General features: G+C 71.6%; 13 protein-coding genes. 6 read left to right on the top strand and 7 right to left on the bottom strand.

Going from position 1 to position 19,147, the window contains the following annotated elements; genetic code table 11:
* Positions 1-22 precede the first annotated feature (22 nt).
* Complete coding sequence (locus tag ACIA47_RS06150) at positions 23-244, bottom strand: exodeoxyribonuclease VII small subunit (RefSeq protein WP_030328827.1); 222 nt, start codon at positions 242-244, stop codon at positions 23-25.
* 45 nt (positions 245-289) lie between these two features.
* Positions 290-1,534, bottom strand: a complete 1,245-nt coding sequence (xseA, locus tag ACIA47_RS06145) for an exodeoxyribonuclease VII large subunit (RefSeq protein WP_396705914.1) — start codon at positions 1,532-1,534, stop codon at positions 290-292.
* 155 nt (positions 1,535-1,689) lie between these two features.
* Here xseA and ACIA47_RS06140 point away from each other — a divergent pair, with 155 nt between their 5' ends.
* Complete coding sequence (locus ACIA47_RS06140; RefSeq protein WP_396705912.1) at positions 1,690-2,676, top strand: 4-hydroxy-3-methylbut-2-enyl diphosphate reductase; 987 nt, start codon at positions 1,690-1,692, stop codon at positions 2,674-2,676.
* A gap of 41 nt (positions 2,677-2,717) precedes the next feature.
* Positions 2,718-3,152, top strand: a complete 435-nt coding sequence (locus tag ACIA47_RS06135) for a hypothetical protein (RefSeq protein WP_396705910.1) — start codon at positions 2,718-2,720, stop codon at positions 3,150-3,152.
* Positions 3,153-3,223: 71 nt separating this feature from the next.
* On the opposite strand, the gene ACIA47_RS06130 is transcribed toward ACIA47_RS06135, so the two are convergent.
* Both ACIA47_RS06130 and ACIA47_RS06125 read right to left on the bottom strand, forming a co-directional pair.
* A complete protein-coding gene (locus ACIA47_RS06130; protein ID WP_396705908.1) occupies positions 3,224-6,520 on the bottom strand; it encodes a S8 family serine peptidase in 3,297 nt (1,098 codons plus the stop codon).
* Positions 6,521-6,669: 149 nt separating this feature from the next.
* Complete coding sequence (locus tag ACIA47_RS06125) at positions 6,670-7,830, bottom strand: DNA recombination protein RmuC (protein ID WP_112698465.1); 1,161 nt, start codon at positions 7,828-7,830, stop codon at positions 6,670-6,672.
* Positions 7,831-7,884: 54 nt separating this feature from the next.
* On the opposite strand from ACIA47_RS06125, the gene ACIA47_RS06120 reads away from it, so the two are divergent.
* Entirely contained in the window at positions 7,885-8,703 is an 819-nt protein-coding gene (locus ACIA47_RS06120; RefSeq protein ID WP_396705906.1) for a hypothetical protein, read from the top strand.
* Between the two features lie 68 nt (positions 8,704-8,771).
* Here the strand turns inward: ACIA47_RS06120 and ppc are convergent, their stop codons facing one another.
* The 3 genes from ppc to ACIA47_RS06105 form a co-directional block, all read right to left on the bottom strand.
* A complete protein-coding gene (gene ppc, locus ACIA47_RS06115; protein ID WP_355419032.1) occupies positions 8,772-11,558 on the bottom strand; it encodes a phosphoenolpyruvate carboxylase in 2,787 nt (928 codons plus the stop codon).
* Between the two features lie 192 nt (positions 11,559-11,750).
* Complete coding sequence (locus ACIA47_RS06110) at positions 11,751-12,197, bottom strand: hypothetical protein (protein ID WP_396705904.1); 447 nt, start codon at positions 12,195-12,197, stop codon at positions 11,751-11,753.
* Positions 12,198-12,430: 233 nt separating this feature from the next.
* Positions 12,431-13,345: a cyclase family protein gene (locus tag ACIA47_RS06105; protein ID WP_396705902.1), complete on the bottom strand. Its 915-nt coding sequence runs from the start codon at positions 13,343-13,345 to the stop codon at positions 12,431-12,433.
* A 192-nt stretch (positions 13,346-13,537) separates the two neighbouring features.
* Here ACIA47_RS06105 and mfd point away from each other — a divergent pair, with 192 nt between their 5' ends.
* The 3 genes from mfd to ACIA47_RS06090 all read left to right on the top strand — a co-directional run bounded on the left by mfd (position 13,538) and on the right by ACIA47_RS06090 (position 19,076).
* The gene (gene mfd, locus ACIA47_RS06100; RefSeq protein ID WP_396705900.1) at positions 13,538-17,170 is read left to right on the top strand and encodes a transcription-repair coupling factor; all 3,633 of its coding nucleotides are present in this window, start codon (positions 13,538-13,540) and stop codon (positions 17,168-17,170) included.
* 143 nt (positions 17,171-17,313) lie between these two features.
* Positions 17,314-18,066 (top strand): hypothetical protein, encoded by a 753-nt coding sequence (locus ACIA47_RS06095; RefSeq protein WP_112679045.1) that lies wholly within the window; start codon positions 17,314-17,316, stop codon positions 18,064-18,066.
* A 2-nt stretch (positions 18,067-18,068) separates the two neighbouring features.
* Positions 18,069-19,076, top strand: a complete 1,008-nt coding sequence (locus ACIA47_RS06090) for a nucleoside triphosphate pyrophosphohydrolase (protein WP_396705898.1) — start codon at positions 18,069-18,071, stop codon at positions 19,074-19,076.
* The last annotated feature ends 71 nt before the right edge of the window (positions 19,077-19,147 follow it).

The raw sequence follows: 19,147 nt of genomic DNA, 5'->3' as shown, positions 1-19,147 counted from the left end.
CGGCCGCCCCACCGGCGGTCGGTCAGGAAGCGGGCTCCTGCCGGGCGGCGTCGATCCGCGCCCGCGCACCATCCAGCCAGCGTTGACAGATCACCGCCAGTGCCTCGCCGCGTTCCCAGAGCGCCAGCGACTCCTCCAGGGACGTGCCGCCGGCCTCCAGCCGCTCCACCACCGAGGCCAGCTCGGCGCGGGCCTGCTCGTAACTGAGCCGCTCGTCCGGCCCGGCCTTCGTGTCGTCAGTCATCGCGTTCATCTCAGCACACCACTCCCCGCCGCGCCGCGTCGCCACTCAGCCATCGACCGTGGCGGCCAGCTCGCCGTCGGCCAGTCGTACCCGCAGCGGGTCGCCCTTGCCGACCTCCGCCGCCGCGCGGACCACGTGGCCGTCCGCGCGCTGCACGATCGCGTACCCCCGGTCGAGGGTGGCGGCGGGGGAGAGGGCGCGCAGCCGCGCGAGGGTGTGTCGCAGGTCATCCTCGGCGGCGGCGAGCCGGTGCTCCAGGCAGCGGCCCGCCCGCTGACGCAACGCGGCCAGCTCGGTCGCCCGATGCTCCACCATCACCTGGGGCCGGGCCAGCACCGGCCGGGAGCGCAGCCCGTCGAGCCGGTGCGTCTCCCGGTCGACCAGGTTGCGCACCGCCCGTTCGAGGCGGTGCCGGGCCTGACCGATGAGGCGTACCTCCTCGGTGAGGTCGGGGACGACCCGCTTCGCCGCGTCGGTCGGGGTGGAGGCACGGACATCGGCGACGTAGTCGATCAAGGGCGCGTCCGTCTCGTGGCCGATCGCGCTGACCACCGGCGTACGACAGCCGAACACCGCGCGGCAGAGCGCCTCGTCGGAGAAGGGCAGCAGGTCCTCGATGCCTCCGCCACCCCGGGCGATGATGATCACGTCGATGCTCGGGTCGGCGTCCAGCACCTTGAGCGCGTCGACGATCTGTGGCACCGCGGACGGGCCCTGCACGGCCACGTTGACCGTCCGGAACTCCACCGCTGGCCAGCGCCGCCGGGCATTTGTCAGCACGTCCCGCTCCGCCGCCGACGCGCGGCCGGTGATGAGCCCGATCCGGCCGGGCAGGAACGGCAGTCGACGCTTGCGGGCGCGGTCGAAGAGCCCTTCGGCGGCGAGCAGCTTCTTGAGCTTCTCCAGTCGGGCCAGCAACTCCCCGAGCCCCACCTGGCGAATCTCGTCGGCCCGCAGGCTCAGCGTGCCCCGGGCGGCGTAGAACTCGGGCTTGGCGTGCAGCACCACACGTGCGCCCTCGCGTAGCTCTGGCGCGCCGGAGTCCAGAACGTCCCGGTTGGTGGTGACGGTCAGGCTCAGGTCGGCCGACGGGTCACGCAGGGTGAGGAAGACCGTGCTGGCCCCGGGGCGGCGGCTGATCTGCGCCACCTGCCCGTCCACCCACACCCAGCCCAGCTTGGCGATCCAGGCGCCCACCTTCTGGCTGACCACCCGTACCGGCCAAGGCTCCTCAGCGCTGCTGGCCCCGCCGCCGCCCGCGCCGCTTCCCACCCGCCCACCCTCGCTCACCCGCCCACCCTACGACCCACCCCACCTGGCCCGTCGATCATGAAGTTATTGCCCTCCGTGCCGGCGTGTCGCAGCAGTAACTTCATGATCAACGCTGGGAGGGGTGGGGGTCGCGGCCCGGTGGCGGGTGGAGGGGTGGCACGTACGATGGGGTGGTGACTGAGGCTCAGGCGACTCACCGGACCGGCAAGCGCGTGCTCCTGGCCAAGCCCCGCGGCTACTGCGCGGGTGTCGACCGCGCGGTGCAGACCGTGGAGGAGGCGCTGAAGCTCTACGGCGCCCCGATCTACGTGCGCAAGCAGATCGTGCACAACAAGCACGTGGTGCAGACCCTGGAGGCCCAGGGCGCGATCTTCGTGGAAGAGAACGAGGAGGTGCCGGAGGGCGCCACCGTCGTCTTCTCCGCGCACGGTGTGGCGCCGGAGGTCCACGAGCAGGCCAAGGCGCGGTCGCTGAAGGCGATCGACGCGACCTGTCCGCTGGTCACCAAGGTGCACCACGAGGCGCGGCGCTTCGCGGCCGAGGACTACGACATCCTGCTCATCGGCCACGAGGGGCACGAAGAGGTCATCGGCACCGCCGGTGAGGCCCCCGCGCACATCCAGCTGGTGGACGGCCCGGACGGCGCCGACAAGATCACCGTACGTGATCCGGAGAAGGTGGTCTGGCTCTCCCAGACCACGCTCTCGGTCGACGAGACGCTGGAGACGGTGGCCCGCCTCAAGCAGCGGCTGCCGCTGTTGCAGTCCCCACCCAGCGACGACATCTGCTACGCCACCTCCAACCGGCAGCACGTGGTCAAGGAGATCGCCGCCGACTGTGACGTGGTGATCGTGGTCGGCTCGACGAACTCCTCCAACTCGGTCCGCCTGGTCGAGGTCGCCCTGGACGCCGGCGCCCGCGCCGGTCACCTGGTCGACTTCGCGCACGAGATCGACGACGCCTGGCTGGAAGGGGCCACCACGGTCGGCCTGACCTCGGGCGCGAGCGTCCCGGACGACCTGGTCCAGGAGGTGCTGGTCCACCTCGCCGCCCGCGGCTTCGCCGACGTCGAGGAGATCGCCACCGCCAACGAGCGGCTCACGTTCTCGCTTCCCCAGGAGCTGAGGCGGGACATGAAGGCCGCTGCGGCGCGCGGCTGAAGCGCGGGAACGAAATCGGGTCGGCGTACGTCAGATTCGGCATGAGGACTCTTCGGCTCGCCGTCCCCGCGCTGGCCGTCTGCGTGGCGCTGAGCGCCTGCGGCGGCCAGGGCGTCGGAGGCGGCACACCCACCCCGACACCGACGGGAGCGCAGCCGGTGACCAGCCAGCCCACGCCCGACCCGACGCCCTCGCCAGAGACCGGCACGCGCTCCGTGCCGCCCGGGCTGAAAACTCCGAAACCGGGCGGCCCGAGCACGCCGCCGGGCGTCGGGGCCACCACCCTGAGCGGCACCGTGCAGGGCGGTGTGGAGCCCGGCTGCGTACTGCTCGACGGTTACCTGCTGCTCGGCGGCCCGCGTGAGGTGCTGAAGCCGGGCGTCCGGGTCGAGGTCACCGGTCGGGTGGAGCCCGGCATGATGACCACCTGCCAGCAGGGCACCCCGTTCGTCGTGACGGCCGCCCACCGATCCTGACCACTCACCCCTGACCCGCGGGAGCCCGCCCCCGAACGTGGGGACGGGCTCCTGCTGGTGTTACGAGTGGATCAGTTCACGGCACCGATGGACACGTTGCCGCGACCAACGATCGCACCCTCGCTGGTGACGATCGCCAGTTCACCGGAGAGTTGACGCCCGTCGGCCGGAACGGCCACCGCGGTCACCGTGCCGGTGATGGTGGCCGACTCGCCGTGCATCAGCGGCACCGCGGCGGCCGGAGCGGTGATCGTGCCCAGCGACGCTGACGCGAACGCGTCGTAGTAGTCGTAGGCGGTGCTGGTCCCCGGTCCGTCAACCCCGTACGGCTCCACCACGACGCGGTAGGTGCCGGCGGGCGGGTTGGTCAGCGTGACCGCCTCCTCCGAGTCGCCGTCCGCGGCCCGGCCGACCTCGGTGGTGCCCCGGTAGACGAACAGGTCCAGGTCGGCTCCCGCGTTGGCGGGGTTGCCGATCCGGGCGGTGAACGTCGACGTACCCGCCGGAATCTCGACGGTCCACTCCTGGTTGGGACCGCCCTCGGTGATGGTCGGCCGCTCGGTCCGCACACCGGTCAGCGCGCCGCTGCGGCCGCTGATCGAGACCGGACCGAAGGCGTTGGTGACCTTCCAGCTCACCGGGGTCGGCTCGCCGGCCTCGACACTGGGCAGCTCGACCAGCGCCGGCTCGACCGTCAGGCCCTGCACCCGCACCTGGAGCTTGAACGGGTTGTTCAGCGCCGGGGACGTCCGCCGCGACTCCACCTCGATCTCCCAGACCCCGGGCAGCGGGTTCTGGTAGTCACGCTCCTGCGGCTTGCAGACGTTGACGTCGGAGAAGTTGGTGTAGCAGACGGTGCTGGTGGTGGCCTCCACCGGAACACCCAACGGGTTGATCGCGATGAACCGGGTCTGCGAACCGGTCGCGATCCCGGAGAGGTTCACCTGGAGGGCCTTGGCACCCTCGGGCACCGTGACGAAGTACGACGTGAAGCCGTTGCGGTCGACCGAGCCCTCGTTGGCGTACGAGAAGTTGGGCTTCTTCACGTCGTTCGAGGCCACCACCACTGTGGACACCTCGAAGTCGACAACGTTGGTGGCCGGGTCGTCGATCCGCACGATCGCGCCGTGCGCACCCTCGGTGGCCGGCTTGGCGGTGACGCTGATGGTGACGGCCTTGTTGAGCGGCAACGCGACGGTCTTCGGCGCCTTGAAGGTGCCGTCGTTGCCCTGGAGCGTGATGTTGTGCTTGATGGTGCCGGCCGGGCCGCTGGTGCGGGTGAGCTTGACCGGGTACGTCTTGCTCTGGCCGACCTTGTGGCCGCCCTCGGACGAGGTGCAACGGTTGTAGACGCCGGTGCCCCGACCCGGGTTCGGCACGAACTTCACACCGTTCCAGATGGTCAACTGCTCCGCCAGCGGGCTGCAGACCGGCGCGTCGGAGACGTACGACCGGGTTTCGACGCCCTGGCGCAGCAGCTGCCAGGCGCCCGGAACGTTGACCATGCCGTAGCCCTGCGCGTACGTCGGCACGTCAGCGATCGGCTTGGCGGAGCTGAACAGTGCCCGCCGCAGCGCCGCCGGGCTGACGCCCCGGTCGGTGGCCTTGGCGGCCGACAGCAGCAACGCGCCGGCGCCGGCGGTCTGCGGAGACGCCATCGAGGTGCCGTTGAGCATCGCGTAGCCCGGGGGCAGCGCGTATCCGGCCTCGGGGACCGGGGCGCCGAGCTGCCAGGTCGGCGCGGTGGAGATGGCCGAGCCGGGGGCGGCGATGTTCGGCTTGAAGCCGCCGTCCTCGCGCGGGCCACGGGAAGAGAAGTTGAACAGGGCGTTCTTCTTCTTGACGACCGAGCCGTAGTTGGCCAGCCAGGTGTCCTTGCTGATGTTGGCGGCAACGCTGATCACGTTGCTGGCCACTGACGGATCGCCGATGGTGTTGAGACCCGGACCGGAGTTGCCGGCCGAGATGACCAACTGCACGCCGTACGTCTCGATCAGTTCGTTGTAGAGGTTCGTCCGCGCGTTGTTGCCGTCGTTCAGGCCCGGAAGGCCACCGATCGACATGTTGACGATGTCGACGCCACGGTTGGCCACCAGGTCGATCATGCCGGTGGTGAGGGCCGCCGCGCTGCAGCCGCCGCCCCAGGAGCAGGCGCGGGCGGAGACCAGCTTGGCGCCGGGCGCGGCGCCGTCGAAGGCCCCGTTGCCCAGCATGTCGTTGGCGGCGGTGATGCCGGCGACGTGGGTGCCGTGGGTGCTCTCGACGATGCCGATGTTGACGTAGTCGTAGGTGCCCGGTAGCCCGATCGGCGTGGTGTTGACGTTCTTACGGAACTCGACGACGAACGGCTGCCGCTCGGCGACTGGAGTCGCCGGGTTGTCCGTACCGAAGTAGCCGATGTCGTACTTCTCCTTGTACGGCCGCATGACCGGGTCGTCGGTGAAGTTGAGGTTCTGGTTGGCGTCCACCCGGATGTTGTTGGTGGCCGGGTCGAAGAGCACACCCCAGGTGTCGGTCGTGTCGCCGTCGCGGTTGACGTCACCCCGGGCGTCGCTCGCGGCGGTGACCGACTCGCTGAACAGGTTGAACCGGTACGTGCCGGCCGGTGCCGTCCAGGTGCCGCCGGCGATGGTGAACGACGGGCCGGCGACCTCGGCCTGCATCCGCCGCCACGAGCCGTCCTCCAGCGGATCGGTCGCGGTGACCCAGTCGACGATCTTGCGCTCGCCGGTGGTGGTCTGCTGCAACGCCGGGTGGGCAAGGTCCACACCGGAGTCCATGATGCCGATCGTGACGCCCCGGCCGTCCCACTCGGGGTGGGCCGCGGTGAACGCCACAGCGCCGGTCTCGTTCGTCGGCATGTAGGGGTTGTCGGCCGGGGTGGTCTCTCCCGGCGCCCCGACGGTGGCCTGCCGCGCGCCCGCGGTGCCGGTGGGGGTGTTTTCCGGGGCCGGGTCCGGCAGCTGGATGACCTCGTCCAGGTCGACGGCCGAGACACCGGGCAGCCGCGCGGCCTTGAGGGCCCGGTCGGTCGGGACCTTGGCCAACACGAAGCCGACCCGGTCCTGCCGCTGGCTGACAGTGCCGCCGAGCTTGGTGAGGCTGTCGGCGACGTCCCCTGCCTCACCCTTCTTGGTGGCGACGATCAACGTGACGGTCGGGGCCTTCTTGGCGCGGGCCTCACTGAGCAGTTTGGCGTCGTGGGCGCCCAGCGTCTCGGCGGCGGTGGCCGGGGAAGCGTCCGGTGTGGTGGCGGGAGCGGCGGCCGCTGTGGCGGCACCACCCACGGCGGTCACGGCGCTGGCCGCCAGGACCGATGCGAAGAGCGCGGCTGAGGTTCGCCGGCTCAGGTTGGGGAGTCTGCTCACGTTCTCTTTTCCTCCAGAGAACAGGGCCCTTCAGAGAAGGGCGCTCGGGTGAGCAGAATCTTTCGGGGTGTCGGAGAGCACTGTCACTAGTGGCCAGTTCCTTGTGACCACTTCGTGATATGCAGGCATACGCACTGTCACATAGATGGCTAGCGGGCCGAGACCTCGTCGGCCGGATCGGCCAGCTCGGGTGCCTGCGGCTGCCGGGGCGTCAACTCGACCTGGGCCGGCGTGGCCAACTCGTCGTCAGAGACGCCCAACTCGGCGAGTTTGCGGGCGCTGACCAGCACCCGGGCCTCCAGCGAGCCGACCGCCCGGTTGTAGGCGGTCACCGCACCGGCCAACGAGGACCCGAGCTTGCCCACGTGGTCACCCAGCGTGGAGAGCCGGCCGTACAGCTCCCGGGCCAGGGTGTGCACGGCGAGCGCGTTGCGGGCCAGTGCCTCCTGCCGCCAGGAGTAGGCCACAGTGCGGAGCAGGGCGACCAGCGTGGCCGGCGTGGCGAGCACCACGTTGCGGGTGAAGGCGTGCTCCAGCAGCGTCGGGTCCCGCTGGAGCGCGACGTCGAGGAACGGATCGGCGGGGACGAACAGCACCACGAACTCGGGTGAGTTGTCGAACGCCGACCAGTACGACTTGGCGGCCAGGGCGTCGACGTGCCCCCGCAGGTGCCGCGCGTGCGCGTCGAGGTGGGTGTCCCGGCCGCGCTCGTCGCGGGCCTCCATGGCTGTCAGGTACGCGTCGAACGGGGCCTTGGCGTCCACCACCACCGATCGACCACCGTGCAGGCGGACCACCAGATCCGGTCGGACGACCTGCTGGTCGGTGGCGGCGGTGACCTGCTCGGAGAAGTCGCAGTGCTCCAGCATGCCGGCAGCCTCGACGATCCGGCGCAGCTGGTGCTCGCCCCAGCGGCCCCGCACCTGCGGTGCGCGCAGCGCCGCCACCAACTGCTTGGTTTCGGTGCGCAGCTCACCGGAGACCGCGTTCATCGAGCGGACCTGCTCACGCAGCTCGGCGTACGCGTCGACGCGGTCGTGCTCCAGCTCGGCCACCCGCTGCTCGTAGCGGCGCAGGGTGTCGTGCAGCGGCGCGACCGCCCGGGCCACCGCCTCCTGGGACTGCGCGGTGGCCTCGTAGCTCAACGCCCGCATGGACTGCTCCAGCCGACCCTCGCCCTCCCGGGTGGCGGCCAGGGTGGCATCCAGGCGGGCGATGTCGGCGGCCGACCGGGACCGAGCCGCGAGCCAGCCCACCGCCCCGCCGGCGCCGAGGCACACGATCACCAGGAGCAGGGTCGAGACGTCCATCACCGGAGCTTGCCAGACGGATACGACGTGCGACCCGGGGGTACGTTCGATGACATGGAACTTGTGCTCTGCCTCGCCGTTGTGCTGGTCGGCGCGCTGGGCGCCGCAGCGCTCATCCGCGCTCAGGCCGGTGCCCGTCGGCGCACCGAACTCGGCGACGCCCGCGCGGAGGCGCAGCGGTGGTACGAGCGCCTCGGGGGCCAGCTGATCAACCTGCACGGCGACGACCCAGCGGTACGCCAGGCGCTGGCCGACGCCGGTGAGCGGTACAACGCGGCGGGCTCCCAGCTGGAGCAGGCTTCCACGCCGCACCAGTTCGGGCTGGCCCGGGAGACCGCGCTGGAGGGTCTGGCGTACATCCGGGCGGCGCGCACGGCGCTGGGCATCGATCCGGGCCCCGAGGTGCCGACCCTGGCCGCCGCCCGCGGCGTCGGGCAGCTCACCAAGGAACGCGAGGTCGATGTGCAGGGGCAGACCTTCCGAGCCGGGCCGCAACCCGGCCGGGAAACGCCCTACTACTACCCCGGTGGGCGTTATCAGGGTCGCCCGGTGCCCGCCGGCTGGTATTCGACGCCCTGGTGGAAGACGGCGCTGGGTGCCGGCGCCGGTGTGCTCGGCGGCATCCTGATCGCCGACGCGCTCTTCTCTCCCGCCTTCGCCGACCCGGGGTACGGCTACGACGCCGGCTACCAGGAGGGCTTCGGTGACGGTGTCGACCAGGGCGGCGACGGCGGTGACCAGGGCGGCGACTTCGGCGGCGGTGACCAGGGCGGCGACTTCGGCGGCGGCGACTACGCCGGTGGGGACTTCGGGGGCGGCGGCTTCGGCGGGGGCGACTTCGGGGGCGGGGATTTCGGCGGCGGCGACTTCTGACCGTCGTTCGCAGGCATACGCAACGGGCCCCGGTCGCAGCGACCGGGGCCCGTTTCCGTACCTGTTGATCAGCCGGTGTTGCGCATCCCGGCGGCGATGCCGTTCACGGTGGTGAGCAGGGCACGCTCCAGGGCGGTGCCGTCGCTCGGTGCGCGTCGGCCGCCCGGTGCGGTGGCGATCGCCCGCCCGGCGGCGCCCGACTCCCGGTACTGCCGCAGCAGCGCCACCTGGAGGTGGTGCAGCGGCTCCAGGTAGGTGTCGCGGACGGCCAGGGTGCGCTGGAGCACCGGCGAGTTCTCCAGCAGGGCCGGTGAGGCGGTCACCGCCAGCACCTCCCGCTTGGTCAGCTCGTACTCCTGCTCGATCTGCTCGAAGATCGGGTGCAGCTTCTTCGGCACCAGCGTCTCGACGTACCGGCGGGCGATGCTCAGGTCGGTCTTGGTCAGCATCATCTCGACGTTCGACAGGAACGTGCGGAAGAAGTGCCAGTTGCGGTGCATCTCGGCCAGCACGTCCGCCAGCCCCGCCTCGCGGGCGGCGGCCAGCCCGGAGCCGACGCCGAACCAGCCCGGCACGATCTGCCGGGTCTGCGTCCAACCGAACACCCACGGGATGGCCCGCAGCCCGGACAACCCCGCGCCGGTGTTCGGGCGCTTCGCCGGCCGGGAGCCGATGTTCAGCGCGCCGAGCAGCTCGGTGGGGGTGGACGCCCAGAAGTACGCGGGCAGGTCCGGGTCCTCGACCAGCGACCGGTAGGACCGGAACGCCGACTCGGAGACCACGTCCATCGTCGCGTCCCAGCGCTCCAACATCTCGGCCGGCTGCCGGGGTGCGGTGTGCAGCAGGGTCGCCTGGAGCACCGCGGCGAGGGTGAGCTCCAGGTTCTCCCGGGCCAGCGAGGGCAGGGTGTACTTGTCGGAGATCACCTCGCCCTGCTCGGTCACCTTGATCGCGCCGTCCATGGTGCCGTACGGCTGCGCCAGGATCGCCTCGTGCGTCGGCCCGCCGCCGCGCCCGACCGTGCCGCCCCGGCCGTGGAACAGCCGCAGGTGCACACCGTGCCGGGCGGCCACGTCGCGCAGCGCGCGCTGCGCCCGGTGGATCGACCACTGGCTGGTGGTGATCCCGGCTTCCTTGTTCGAGTCGGAGTAGCCGAGCATGACCTCCTGCACGTCACCCCGCGCCGTCACCAGCGCCCGGTACGCGGGCAGCGACAGCAGCTCGTCGAGGAGTTCGCCGCCGGCGTTCAGCTCGGCCGGGGTCTCCAGGAGCGGCACGAACCCGATCCGGGCCCGCCCGCTGTGCACGTCCACCAGGCCGGCCTCGCGGGCCAGCACCACGGCGGCCAGCACGTCGTCGACACCCAGGGTCATCGAGATGATGTACGACTCGATCACCTCGGCGCCGAACCGGTCCTGTGCCTCCCGGATGGTCCCGAACACGTCGAACGTCTTGCGGGCCGGCTCGGACAGCGACGTGTCCACTGTCGACAGCGGACGGCGACCGGTCAGCTCGTCGGCGAGCAGCTTGGTGCGTTCCAGCCGGGTCAGCGCCGGATAGTCGGAGACCTCGCCGACCGCCTCGTAGAGCTGCGCGAGCACCGCGTGGTGCGCCTCGGCGTGCTCCCGGACGTCCATGGTGGCCAGGTGCAGGCCGAACGCGGAGACCGTACGGATGGTGGAGGCCAGCCGGCCGACTGCGGTGAGCTGCCCGGAGTTGCGGGCCAGCGAGGCGCGCAGCAGATCGAGGTCGGCGATCAGCTCGGCGGAGCCCCGGTAGTCCCGGCCCGGTACGTGTGCGGTGCCCTGGCGCAACCTCAGCCGGGTGTTGGCGAGCTTCGCCTTCACGCAGCGCGCCTTGAGCCGGTACGGCTCCTCCGCGTTGACCCGGCGGAAGCGCTGCGCCACCTCGGGCAGCGCGTCCAGGTCGGCGGCGAGGCTGGCGGAGAGGTCCAGGGACACCCCGCGCAGTCGGCGGGACACCGAGACCTCGTTGATCAGGTGGTCCATCGCCTTCTCGGTGGCCGCGATGCCGTGCTCGTGCTGGATGGTCAGCACCTCGCGGGTGACCGCCGGGGTGACGAACGGGTTGCCGTCGCGGTCGCCGCCGATCCAGGTGCCGAAGCTCAGCGGCCGGGCCGTCGGCGAGGTCTCCACGCCGAGCGTGCGCAACGTGTCGGCCAGGTCGTCGAGCACCTGCGGCGCGGCCTCGGCGTACAGGTCGCGCAGGTAGTAGATCGCGTTGCGGGCCTCGTCGGTCGGGTCCGGCCGGTCGAGCCGCAGCTCGTCGGTCTGCCACATCAGGTCCAACAACTCGGCCAGCCGGCGGTTGGCCGGGCCCTCGTCGCTGGCGCCGTAGAGGATCGCGTTGGCGGTCTCGGTGTCCAACTCGTCGGCGATCGCCCGCAACTTGGACAGGATCGAGCGACGGGCCGCCTCGGTCGGGTGCGCGGTGAAGACCGGTCGCACCGCCAGCCGGCGAGCCGCGTTGGCGATCTCCTCGGCCGGCACCCCGCGCTCGGCGATCATCTTGGCGGCCTGGTCAAGCCAGCCGCCCTGCACCGCGCGGCGGCGGCGCAGATCCCGCGCACGGTGCACCTGCTCGGTGATGTTGGCCAGGTGGAAGTAGGTGGAGAAGGCGCGCGCCAGCTTGGTGCCGGTGGTCACGTCGAGCCCGCCGAGGCGCTGGGCGGCCGCGGGGGCGTCGGAGCGGACCTGGGCGCGGATCTCCTCGACGAGGTCGAGCAGCGGGCGACCCTCCTGGCGGGCCAGGGTCTGGCCGAGGAGGGTGCCGAGTCGGCGAATGTCGGCGCGCAGTGCGGCGTCCGGGCCGTCGTGGTCGTGCTGGTCGGTCACGATGCGCTCCCTTACGTGGGTACGAAGGACAGCGCTGTCCGACTTACTGGATGGTATCCGCGCGCCGGGGATGTCTGGAGGGCCCCCTGGTGATCCATTGCCCTCGGGAGGGTGTTTTCCGGGGTGATCTCAACCACCGTCCGGGGCTGGCGGGGGCCGGGACGGCGTCGTTCGGAGCCAGGACGGGGCTGGTCAGGAGCCGGCGTGGGCTGGCCCGGAGCCGGAATTGGCGGCCCGGCGACCGCGAACCAGGCTCGCGCTGACCAACCCGACGATGCCGAGCACCGCCCACAGCGCCAAGGCGATCGCGGGCCAGCCGGCCGACCGCCAGTCGAAGTACACAGCGGCCTTGGTCAGGTCGTTGGCGAGCCCGGGGATGTTCCAGCGGTGCATGCCGCGCAGCACCCCGGGCAGGAACTCGGGCGCGTAGATGCCGCCGGAGCCCGGGTTGCCGAGCACCACCAGCAGCAGGATGACCAGCGCGGTGCCCGCGACGCCGAGCCAACCCTGGATGGCGCTGGCGAACATGGCGGCGGCGAAGACGGCCAGCGCGCCGATGGCGGCGATCGTCGGTGTGTCGTGGTGCCAGATGTCCAGCACCGGTCCGACCACGATCGCCCCGGCGATGCCGAGCAGCACGCTGTAGACCGCCAGGGCGGCGATCCGCAGCCCGGCCCGACGCGCGGTACGGGGGTGGTGCCGGCGGATATCCCGAGCACTGTCGAGGCGAGGTATCCGCCGAGCACGTACCCGACGTTCAGGTAGAAGGGCACCACCCCGCGCGGGTCGGCCGGGGTGGCCGGCACCTCGCGCGCCCCACCGTGCGGCAGAGACTGGCCGCTGGCCGTGCGTCGATGGCCTCGCGGGTGGCTTCAGGGGTTGACGACGGCGAAGGCGCGGACCGGAAAGGTGCCCATGCCGGCCACCATCGGCGGGGCCGCGGTGAACCGGAACCCGGTCGGCGGCAACGCGTCCAGGCCGGTCAGGTGCTCGACGATCGGGATGCCGGCGGCGAGCAGCGCGCTGTGCGCGGGGCGTACGCCAGCGACCGCCGGGCCCATGTCGTCGATGTTGATCGAGTCGATGCCGACCAGGGCCGCCCCCGCGTCGACAAGCGCCTGGGCGGCGTCGCCGGTCAGGTACGGCGCTTCCGGCGCGCCGTACCGTTCCGTGCCGAAGTGCGCGTCCCACCCGGTGTGCAGCAACACCGCCCGGCCGGTCACCTCGTACGGGGCCAGCATCAGCCGGTCCACCGCGTGGATGCCGGCCGGCACCCGGACCACCACCCCCGGTAGGTCGGCGAGACGGTCCAGCGACACAGCGGTCAGGTCCTCCCGGCCGGCCCAGCGGTGGGCGGGCGTGTCCAGGTACGTGCCGGTATTGGCGATCATCTCGATTCGAGCCACGTGGAACTCGGTGCCCGGGGCGTACCGCTCGCGGGACGCCGCGAAGGTCAGCCAGTCGGTGATCCGGGGGCCCGGCCAACCCGGGAGGGTGGTCATCCCGTCGTTGATCACGTGGCTCAGCTCTACCAGCCGACGATCGGCGCCGGATCGGCCGACCGCGACACCCCGGCCGCCCTTGTGCGGCTCCTCGATGATCGTCTTGGCGCTGATCCGAACGTCGGCGACCATCAGCAGCCCGAGGTGCCGGACGAACAACGCCGCCAGGTCGCCGTCGGTGATCTCCCGACCGGGAATGTCCAGCCGGAACCCCTCGGTACGCAGCCCGCCGCCGTTGGCGAAGCTCACCTCCGCGTCGAACTGTGCCCGCCACTGCTCACCCATACCGAAACCCGACCACGCCCGCCGGCGGCGGTCAAGATCCCCAGGGGCGCGGGTGACGCGCGCCGCGCGGCGCGGACCTGGGCGGAAGGGGGTGGCTGTCGGTCGACGGGGCTAGGCTTGTTGTCGTGCACCCCCCGTCCGCCTGGACGAGGGGCCGCCGTCGTGTGCGTCGACTCCCCGGGAAGGATTCCCTTGCTCACCGGTCTGTTCACCGCCGCCCTGGCCGACCCCGGGCTGACCCGGGCGCGTGACCTGGCGCGCTCCGGTGCCGCCCAGGTCGACGGCCTCGACATCACCGCCCCAGCGGCGCTGCGCCCGTTCGCCGTCGCGGCGGTCGCCGCGGACAACGACGGGGCCGGCCGACCGGTGCTGGCGGTGACCGCCACCACCCGGGAGGCCGACGACCTGGCCGCCGCGCTCGGCGGGTTGCTGCCGGCCGAGCAGGTCGTGGTCTTCCCCTCCTGGGAGACGCTGCCGCACGAGCGGCTGTCCCCACGCTCCGACACTGTCGGCCGGCGGCTGGCCGTGCTGCGCCGGCTGGCGCACCCGGAGGCGACCGACGCGCACGGCGGCACCGGGCCACTGCGAGTGGTGGTGGCCCCGGTCCGTTCGCTGCTCCAGCCGCAGCTCAAGGGGCTCGGTGATCTGGAGCCGGTGCAGCTCGCCGCCGGCGAGGAGGCGGACCTGGAGGAGGTCGCCCGCCGGCTGATCGACATGGCGTACGCCCGGGTCGACCTGGTCACCAAGCGCGGCGAGTTCGCGGTACGCGGCGGCATCCTGGACGTCTTCCCGCCCACCGACGAGCACCCGTCGCGGGTCGAGTTCTGGGGCGACGAGGTGGAGGAGATCCGCACCTTCGCCGTCGCCGACCAAAGGACCATCGAGCAGGTTCCGCTGCTCTGGGCACCGCCCTGCCGCGAGCTGCTGCTCACCCCGGCGGTCCGCGACCGGGCCGCCGCGCTCGCCGAGCAGCACCCCGAGCTGGCCGAGATCCTCGACAAGCTGGCCGAGGGCATCCCGGTGGAGGGGATGGAGTCGCTGGCCCCGGTGCTGGTCGGCCCCGACTCACTGGAGCTGCTGCTGGACGCCATGCCGGCCGGCACCCACGTCCTGCTCTGCGACCCGGAGCGGATCCGCACGCGGGCGCACGACCTGGTGCGTACCTCGGAGGAGTTTCTGCAGGCCAGCTGGGCCGCCGCCGCGGTCGGCGGCCAGGCCCCGGTGGACGTCGGCGCCGCCGCCTTCCGCACCCTCGGCGAGGTACGCGCCGCCGCGGGCAAGCTCGGCCAGCCGTGGTGGACGCTGTCCCCGTTCGGTCTCGTCGAGGGGGAGACCGCCGAGACGCGGCAGCCCTGGGAGGACGCGCCCGAGCAGGCCACAGTCACCCCGGACGACGCCATCGCGGTGACCCTGTCCGCCCAACCGGCTCCGCTCTATCACGGCGAGACCTCGCGGGTGGTTGAGGACCTCAAGCGCTGGGCCGGCGAGGGTTGGTCGGTCGCGCTGGTCTTCGAGGGGCACGGCCCCGCCCAGCGGGCGGTGGAGGTGCTGCGCGACGCCGGCCTGGGTGCCCGGTTGACCGAGGAGGTGCCGACCGCGCCCGTCCCCGGCGAGCTGGTGGTCACCTGTGGTGCGCTGAGCAGCGGGTTCGTCGACGAGGCATCCCGCTTCGTGCTGCTCACCGGCAATGACGTGACCGGCGGTCGGGGCACCTCGACGCGGGACATGCGCAAGATGCCGAGCCGGCGGCGCAACACCATCGACCCGCTGGAGTTGAAGGCCGGCGACCACGTGGTGCACGAGCAGCACGGCATCGGCCGCTACGTCGAGCTGGTGCAGCGCACCGTCAACGGCGCCAGCCGGGAATACCTCGTCATCGAGTACGCGGCCAGCAAGCGGGGCCAGCCCGGCGACCGGTTGTTCGTCCCGACCGACCAGCTCGACCAGCTCTCCCGCTACGTGGGCGGCGAGCAGCCGACCCTGCACAAGATGGGCGGCTCGGACTGGCAGAAGTCCAAGGCCCGGGCCCGCAAGGCGGTCCGGGAGATCGCCGCGCAGCTCATCCAGCTCTACGCCGCCCGCAAGGCGTCCAAGGGGCACTCGTTCGGCCCGGACACCCCGTGGCAGCGCGAGTTGGAGGACGCCTTCCCCTGGCAGGAGACGCCGGACCAGCTCGCCGCGATCGACGAGGTCAAGCGGGACATGGAGCAGACCGTCCCGATGGACCGGCTGATCTGCGGCGACGTCGGCTACGGCAAGACCGAGATCGCGGTCCGGGCGGCGTTCAAGGCGGTGCAGGACGGCAAGCAGGTGGCGGTGCTGGTGCCGACCACCCTGTTGGTTCAGCAGCACTACAACACGTTCGCCGAGCGGATGAGCCAGTTCCCGGTCCAGATCCGGCAGCTGTCCCGGTTCCAGACGGCGAAGGAGACCGAGCGGACGCTGGAGATGGTTGCCGACGGCACCGTCGACATCGTCATCGGTACGCACCGGCTGTTGCAGACGGCGACCCGCTTCAAGCAGCTCGGTCTGGTGATCGTCGACGAGGAGCAGCGCTTCGGTGTCGAGCACAAGGAGCACCTGAAGACGCTGCGCGCGTCGGTCGACGTGCTCAGCATGTCGGCCACCCCGATCCCGCGCACCCTGGAGATGGCGATCACCGGCATCCGGGAGATGTCCACCATCGCCACCCCGCCGGAGGAGCGGCACCCGGTGCTCACCTTCGTCGGCGCGCAGGACGACCGGCAGGTGGCCGCGTCCATCCACCGTGAGCTGCTCCGTGACGGGCAGGTCTTCTACCTGCACAACCGGGTCGAGTCGATCGACCGGGCGGCACGGCGGCTGCGGGAGCTGGTGCCCGAGGCGCGGGTCGCGGTGGCGCACGGCCAAATGGGCGAGGACGCCCTGGAGAAGGTCATGGTCGGCTTCTGGGAGAAGGAGTTCGACGTCCTGGTCTGCACCACGATCGTTGAGTCGGGCATCGACATCCCGAACGCCAACACCCTGATCGTGGAGCGGGCCGACCTGCTCGGCCTGGCCCAGCTGCACCAGATCCGGGGCCGGGTCGGCCGGGGCCGGGAGCGGGCGTACGCCTACTTCCTCTACCCGCCGGAGAAGCCGCTCACCGAGCACGCCCACGAGCGGTTGGCGACCATCGCCCAGCACACCGAGTTGGGCGCCGGCATGTACGTGGCGATGAAGGACCTGGAGATCCGGGGCGCCGGCAACCTGCTCGGTGGCGAGCAGTCCGGGCACATCGAGGGCGTCGGCTTCGACCTGTACGTGCGGATGGTCGGCGAGGCGGTCTCCGCGTTCAAGGGTGAGCGGCCGGAGGAGGAGACCGACGTCAAGATCGACCTGCCGGTCGACGCGCACCTGCCACACGACTACGTGAGCGTGGAGCGGCTGCGCCTGGAGATGTACCGCAAGCTCGCCGAGGCGCGCGACGAGGAGCGGCTGGCCGAGGTGATCGCCGAGATGACCGACCGGTACGGCGAGCCGCCTGCCCCGGTGCAGAACCTGGTGGAGGTGGCCCGGTTCCGTCTGCTGGCCCGCCGCTACGGCCTGACCGACGTGTCCATGCAGGGCAAGCACGTACGGTTCGGCCCGCTGCCCCTACCGGACTCCAAGCAGTTGCGGCTCAAGCGCTACCACCCGGATGCCGTCTACAAGCAGGCCACCGACCAGGTCAGTGTGCCCCGACCGACCACCCGTCGGATCGGTGGCGAGCCGCTGCGTGACCAGGCGCTGCTCCAGTGGTGCGCGCAACTGCTCTCCGATGTGCTCGGTGCTCCCGCCCCACTCGCCGTCGCCGGGAGCGCCTGAGCCGTCGCCGTGGCCGCGAGCGCCTGAGCCGACGGTGTGTTCTCGACCAGGGACGGTCGCGCGTCGACGCCGTCCCTGGTCGTGGGATGAGCGAAGGTGGGGGGTGTCACAACCCGGGGTGACGGCGTGAGAGAGTGACGGCTATGCGTGCTCGCCGTCTTGCCGCCGTCGCCACTGTGGCGCTCGGCCTCGTCGCCCTCTCCGGTTGCCGTGCTGAGCCTGGTATCGCCGCTTACATCGGTGACCAGCGCATCACCGACGTTCAGGTCACCACCGCGATGAAGGACCTGCGGACGAAGAACCCGGCGCCGGAGTCATCCGCCAGTGGGCAGCCCGAGGCGCCGCAACCGACCCTGCCCAAGGTGGCCGACGTGGTTCGGACCATGGTGCTGACCAAGGTGTGCGAGAAGCTCTCCGCCGAGAAGAACTACCAGCCGCGCGGCCAGGTGGCGGCCGACCAGGCCGCCCAGCAGCTCGGTCTCGACCCGGAGACCGGGCACGTGCGGGAGGTGGCGAAGCTCTTCACCTGCCTGTCCGGGTTGCCGGCCGAGCCGGTCGAGCCGACCAAGGAGGAGATCGCCGACGTGATCGCCGCCGGGCGTGCGGCCGGCAAGATCCCAGCTGAGGTGACCGATGCGGACGCCGCCCAGCAGCTCGACGGCGAGCAGCTGCGCGGGGCGCTGGCGACCAAGAGGATCCTGGCCGAGGCGGTCGGTCGTTACGACGTCACAGTCAGCCCTCGGTACCGTCCGCTTGAGTTCCCGCTGCTCAGCTTCGCCGGTGACGCACCTGCGGTGAGTGTGCCGTTGGGCGAGCCGGCCTCTGACGCGGTCACCGACATTTCCACCCCGGAGGGGCCGACCGGGACGCCGGAAGCCGAGGGCACGGCCAGCTGAGCATGACCGCACGGATCGTCCTCCTGGTCACCTCACCTCGGTTGCCCGCCGGCCTGTTGACGGCCGCGGCCTGGGACGTCGTACGCCAGCACCCGGTGTTGACCGGCGCGGACAGCGAGTTGACCACGGCCGTGCGCCAGGCGGGCGCCGAGGTCACAGTGGTGGACGGCCCGGCGACGCAGCCGTTGCTGGACGCGGTGGCGACGCACGGCACCGTGGTGTGGCTGGCCGGTCCGGCGGGTGACGAGGCGCTGGCCCGGGAGTTGGGTCTGCGGCTGGCCCGGCAGCCGGGGTTGGCCGAGATGGAGTTGATGTACGGCTCGTGGGATCCGCCAGGTGCCCGGCTGCTCGACGCGGTGGCCGTGCTGGATCGACTGGCCTCTCCGGGTGGCGACCCGTGGAAGCGGGCGCAGACGCACCGCAGCCTCGCCGGTTACCTGCTGGAGGAGAGCTACGAGGCGTACGACGCCATCAGCGCCGACGACACCGACGCGCTGCGCGAGGAGTTGGGCGACGTGTTGTTGCAGGTGGTGCTGCACGCGCGGCTGGCCGAGGAGTTGCCCGAGGACGAGCGGTGGACCATCGACGACGTGGCCGGTGGTCTGGTCGACAAGATGATCCGGCGTAATCCGCACGTCTTCGCCGGCGCCGAGGCGGGCACTCTGGAGGAGATCACCGAGAACTGGGAACGGATCAAGCGCGCGGAGAAGGCACGGCACTCGGTGTTGGACGGCGTGGCCCTGAGTCAGCCCGCGCTGGCCCTGGCAACGCAGATCCTGGACCGCGCCGCCCGCCGAGGCATCGGGGTTCCGCTCCCGCCGGCCGACACCCAGGTGGACGCCGAAGCGCGACTGGGCGCCAGCCTGCTGGCAACGGTCGCCGCGGCCCGCGAGGCGGGCACAGACCCCGAAGCAGCCCTCCGCCGCACCACCCTCGCCCACGCCGAAACCATCCGCAAAGCCGAACCCCCCGCCCCCAACTCCCCACCCGGGCCCGCCAGCCCGCGTTGATCATGAAGTTATTGCTCCGCCACGCCGAGGTGGGTGGCGATAACGTCATGATCGACGGAGTGGGCGGAACC

The organism is Micromonospora sp. NPDC051227, from assembly GCF_044455385.1.
GTDB lineage: Bacteria > Actinomycetota > Actinomycetes > Mycobacteriales > Micromonosporaceae > Micromonospora.
The sequence above is the reverse complement of the archived record's forward strand: the minus strand, read 5'-3'. Positions and strand labels throughout refer to the sequence as shown.

Excerpts from the sequence above, each read along its gene's own strand:
- ACIA47_RS06090 (WP_396705898.1), top strand. The coding sequence starts at position 18,069 with ATGACCGCACGGATCGTCCTCCTGGTCACCTCACCTCGGTTGCCCGCC.
- ACIA47_RS06125 (WP_112698465.1), bottom strand. The coding sequence starts at position 7,830 with ATGGACGTCTCGACCCTGCTCCTGGTGATCGTGTGCCTCGGCGCCGGC.
- ACIA47_RS06135 (WP_396705910.1), top strand. The coding sequence starts at position 2,718 with ATGAGGACTCTTCGGCTCGCCGTCCCCGCGCTGGCCGTCTGCGTGGCG.
- ACIA47_RS06105 (WP_396705902.1), bottom strand. The coding sequence starts at position 13,345 with ATGGGTGAGCAGTGGCGGGCACAGTTCGACGCGGAGGTGAGCTTCGCC.
- ACIA47_RS06120 (WP_396705906.1), top strand. The coding sequence starts at position 7,885 with ATGGAACTTGTGCTCTGCCTCGCCGTTGTGCTGGTCGGCGCGCTGGGC.
- ACIA47_RS06095 (WP_112679045.1), top strand. The coding sequence starts at position 17,314 with ATGCGTGCTCGCCGTCTTGCCGCCGTCGCCACTGTGGCGCTCGGCCTC.
- ACIA47_RS06150 (WP_030328827.1), bottom strand. The coding sequence starts at position 244 with ATGACTGACGACACGAAGGCCGGGCCGGACGAGCGGCTCAGTTACGAG.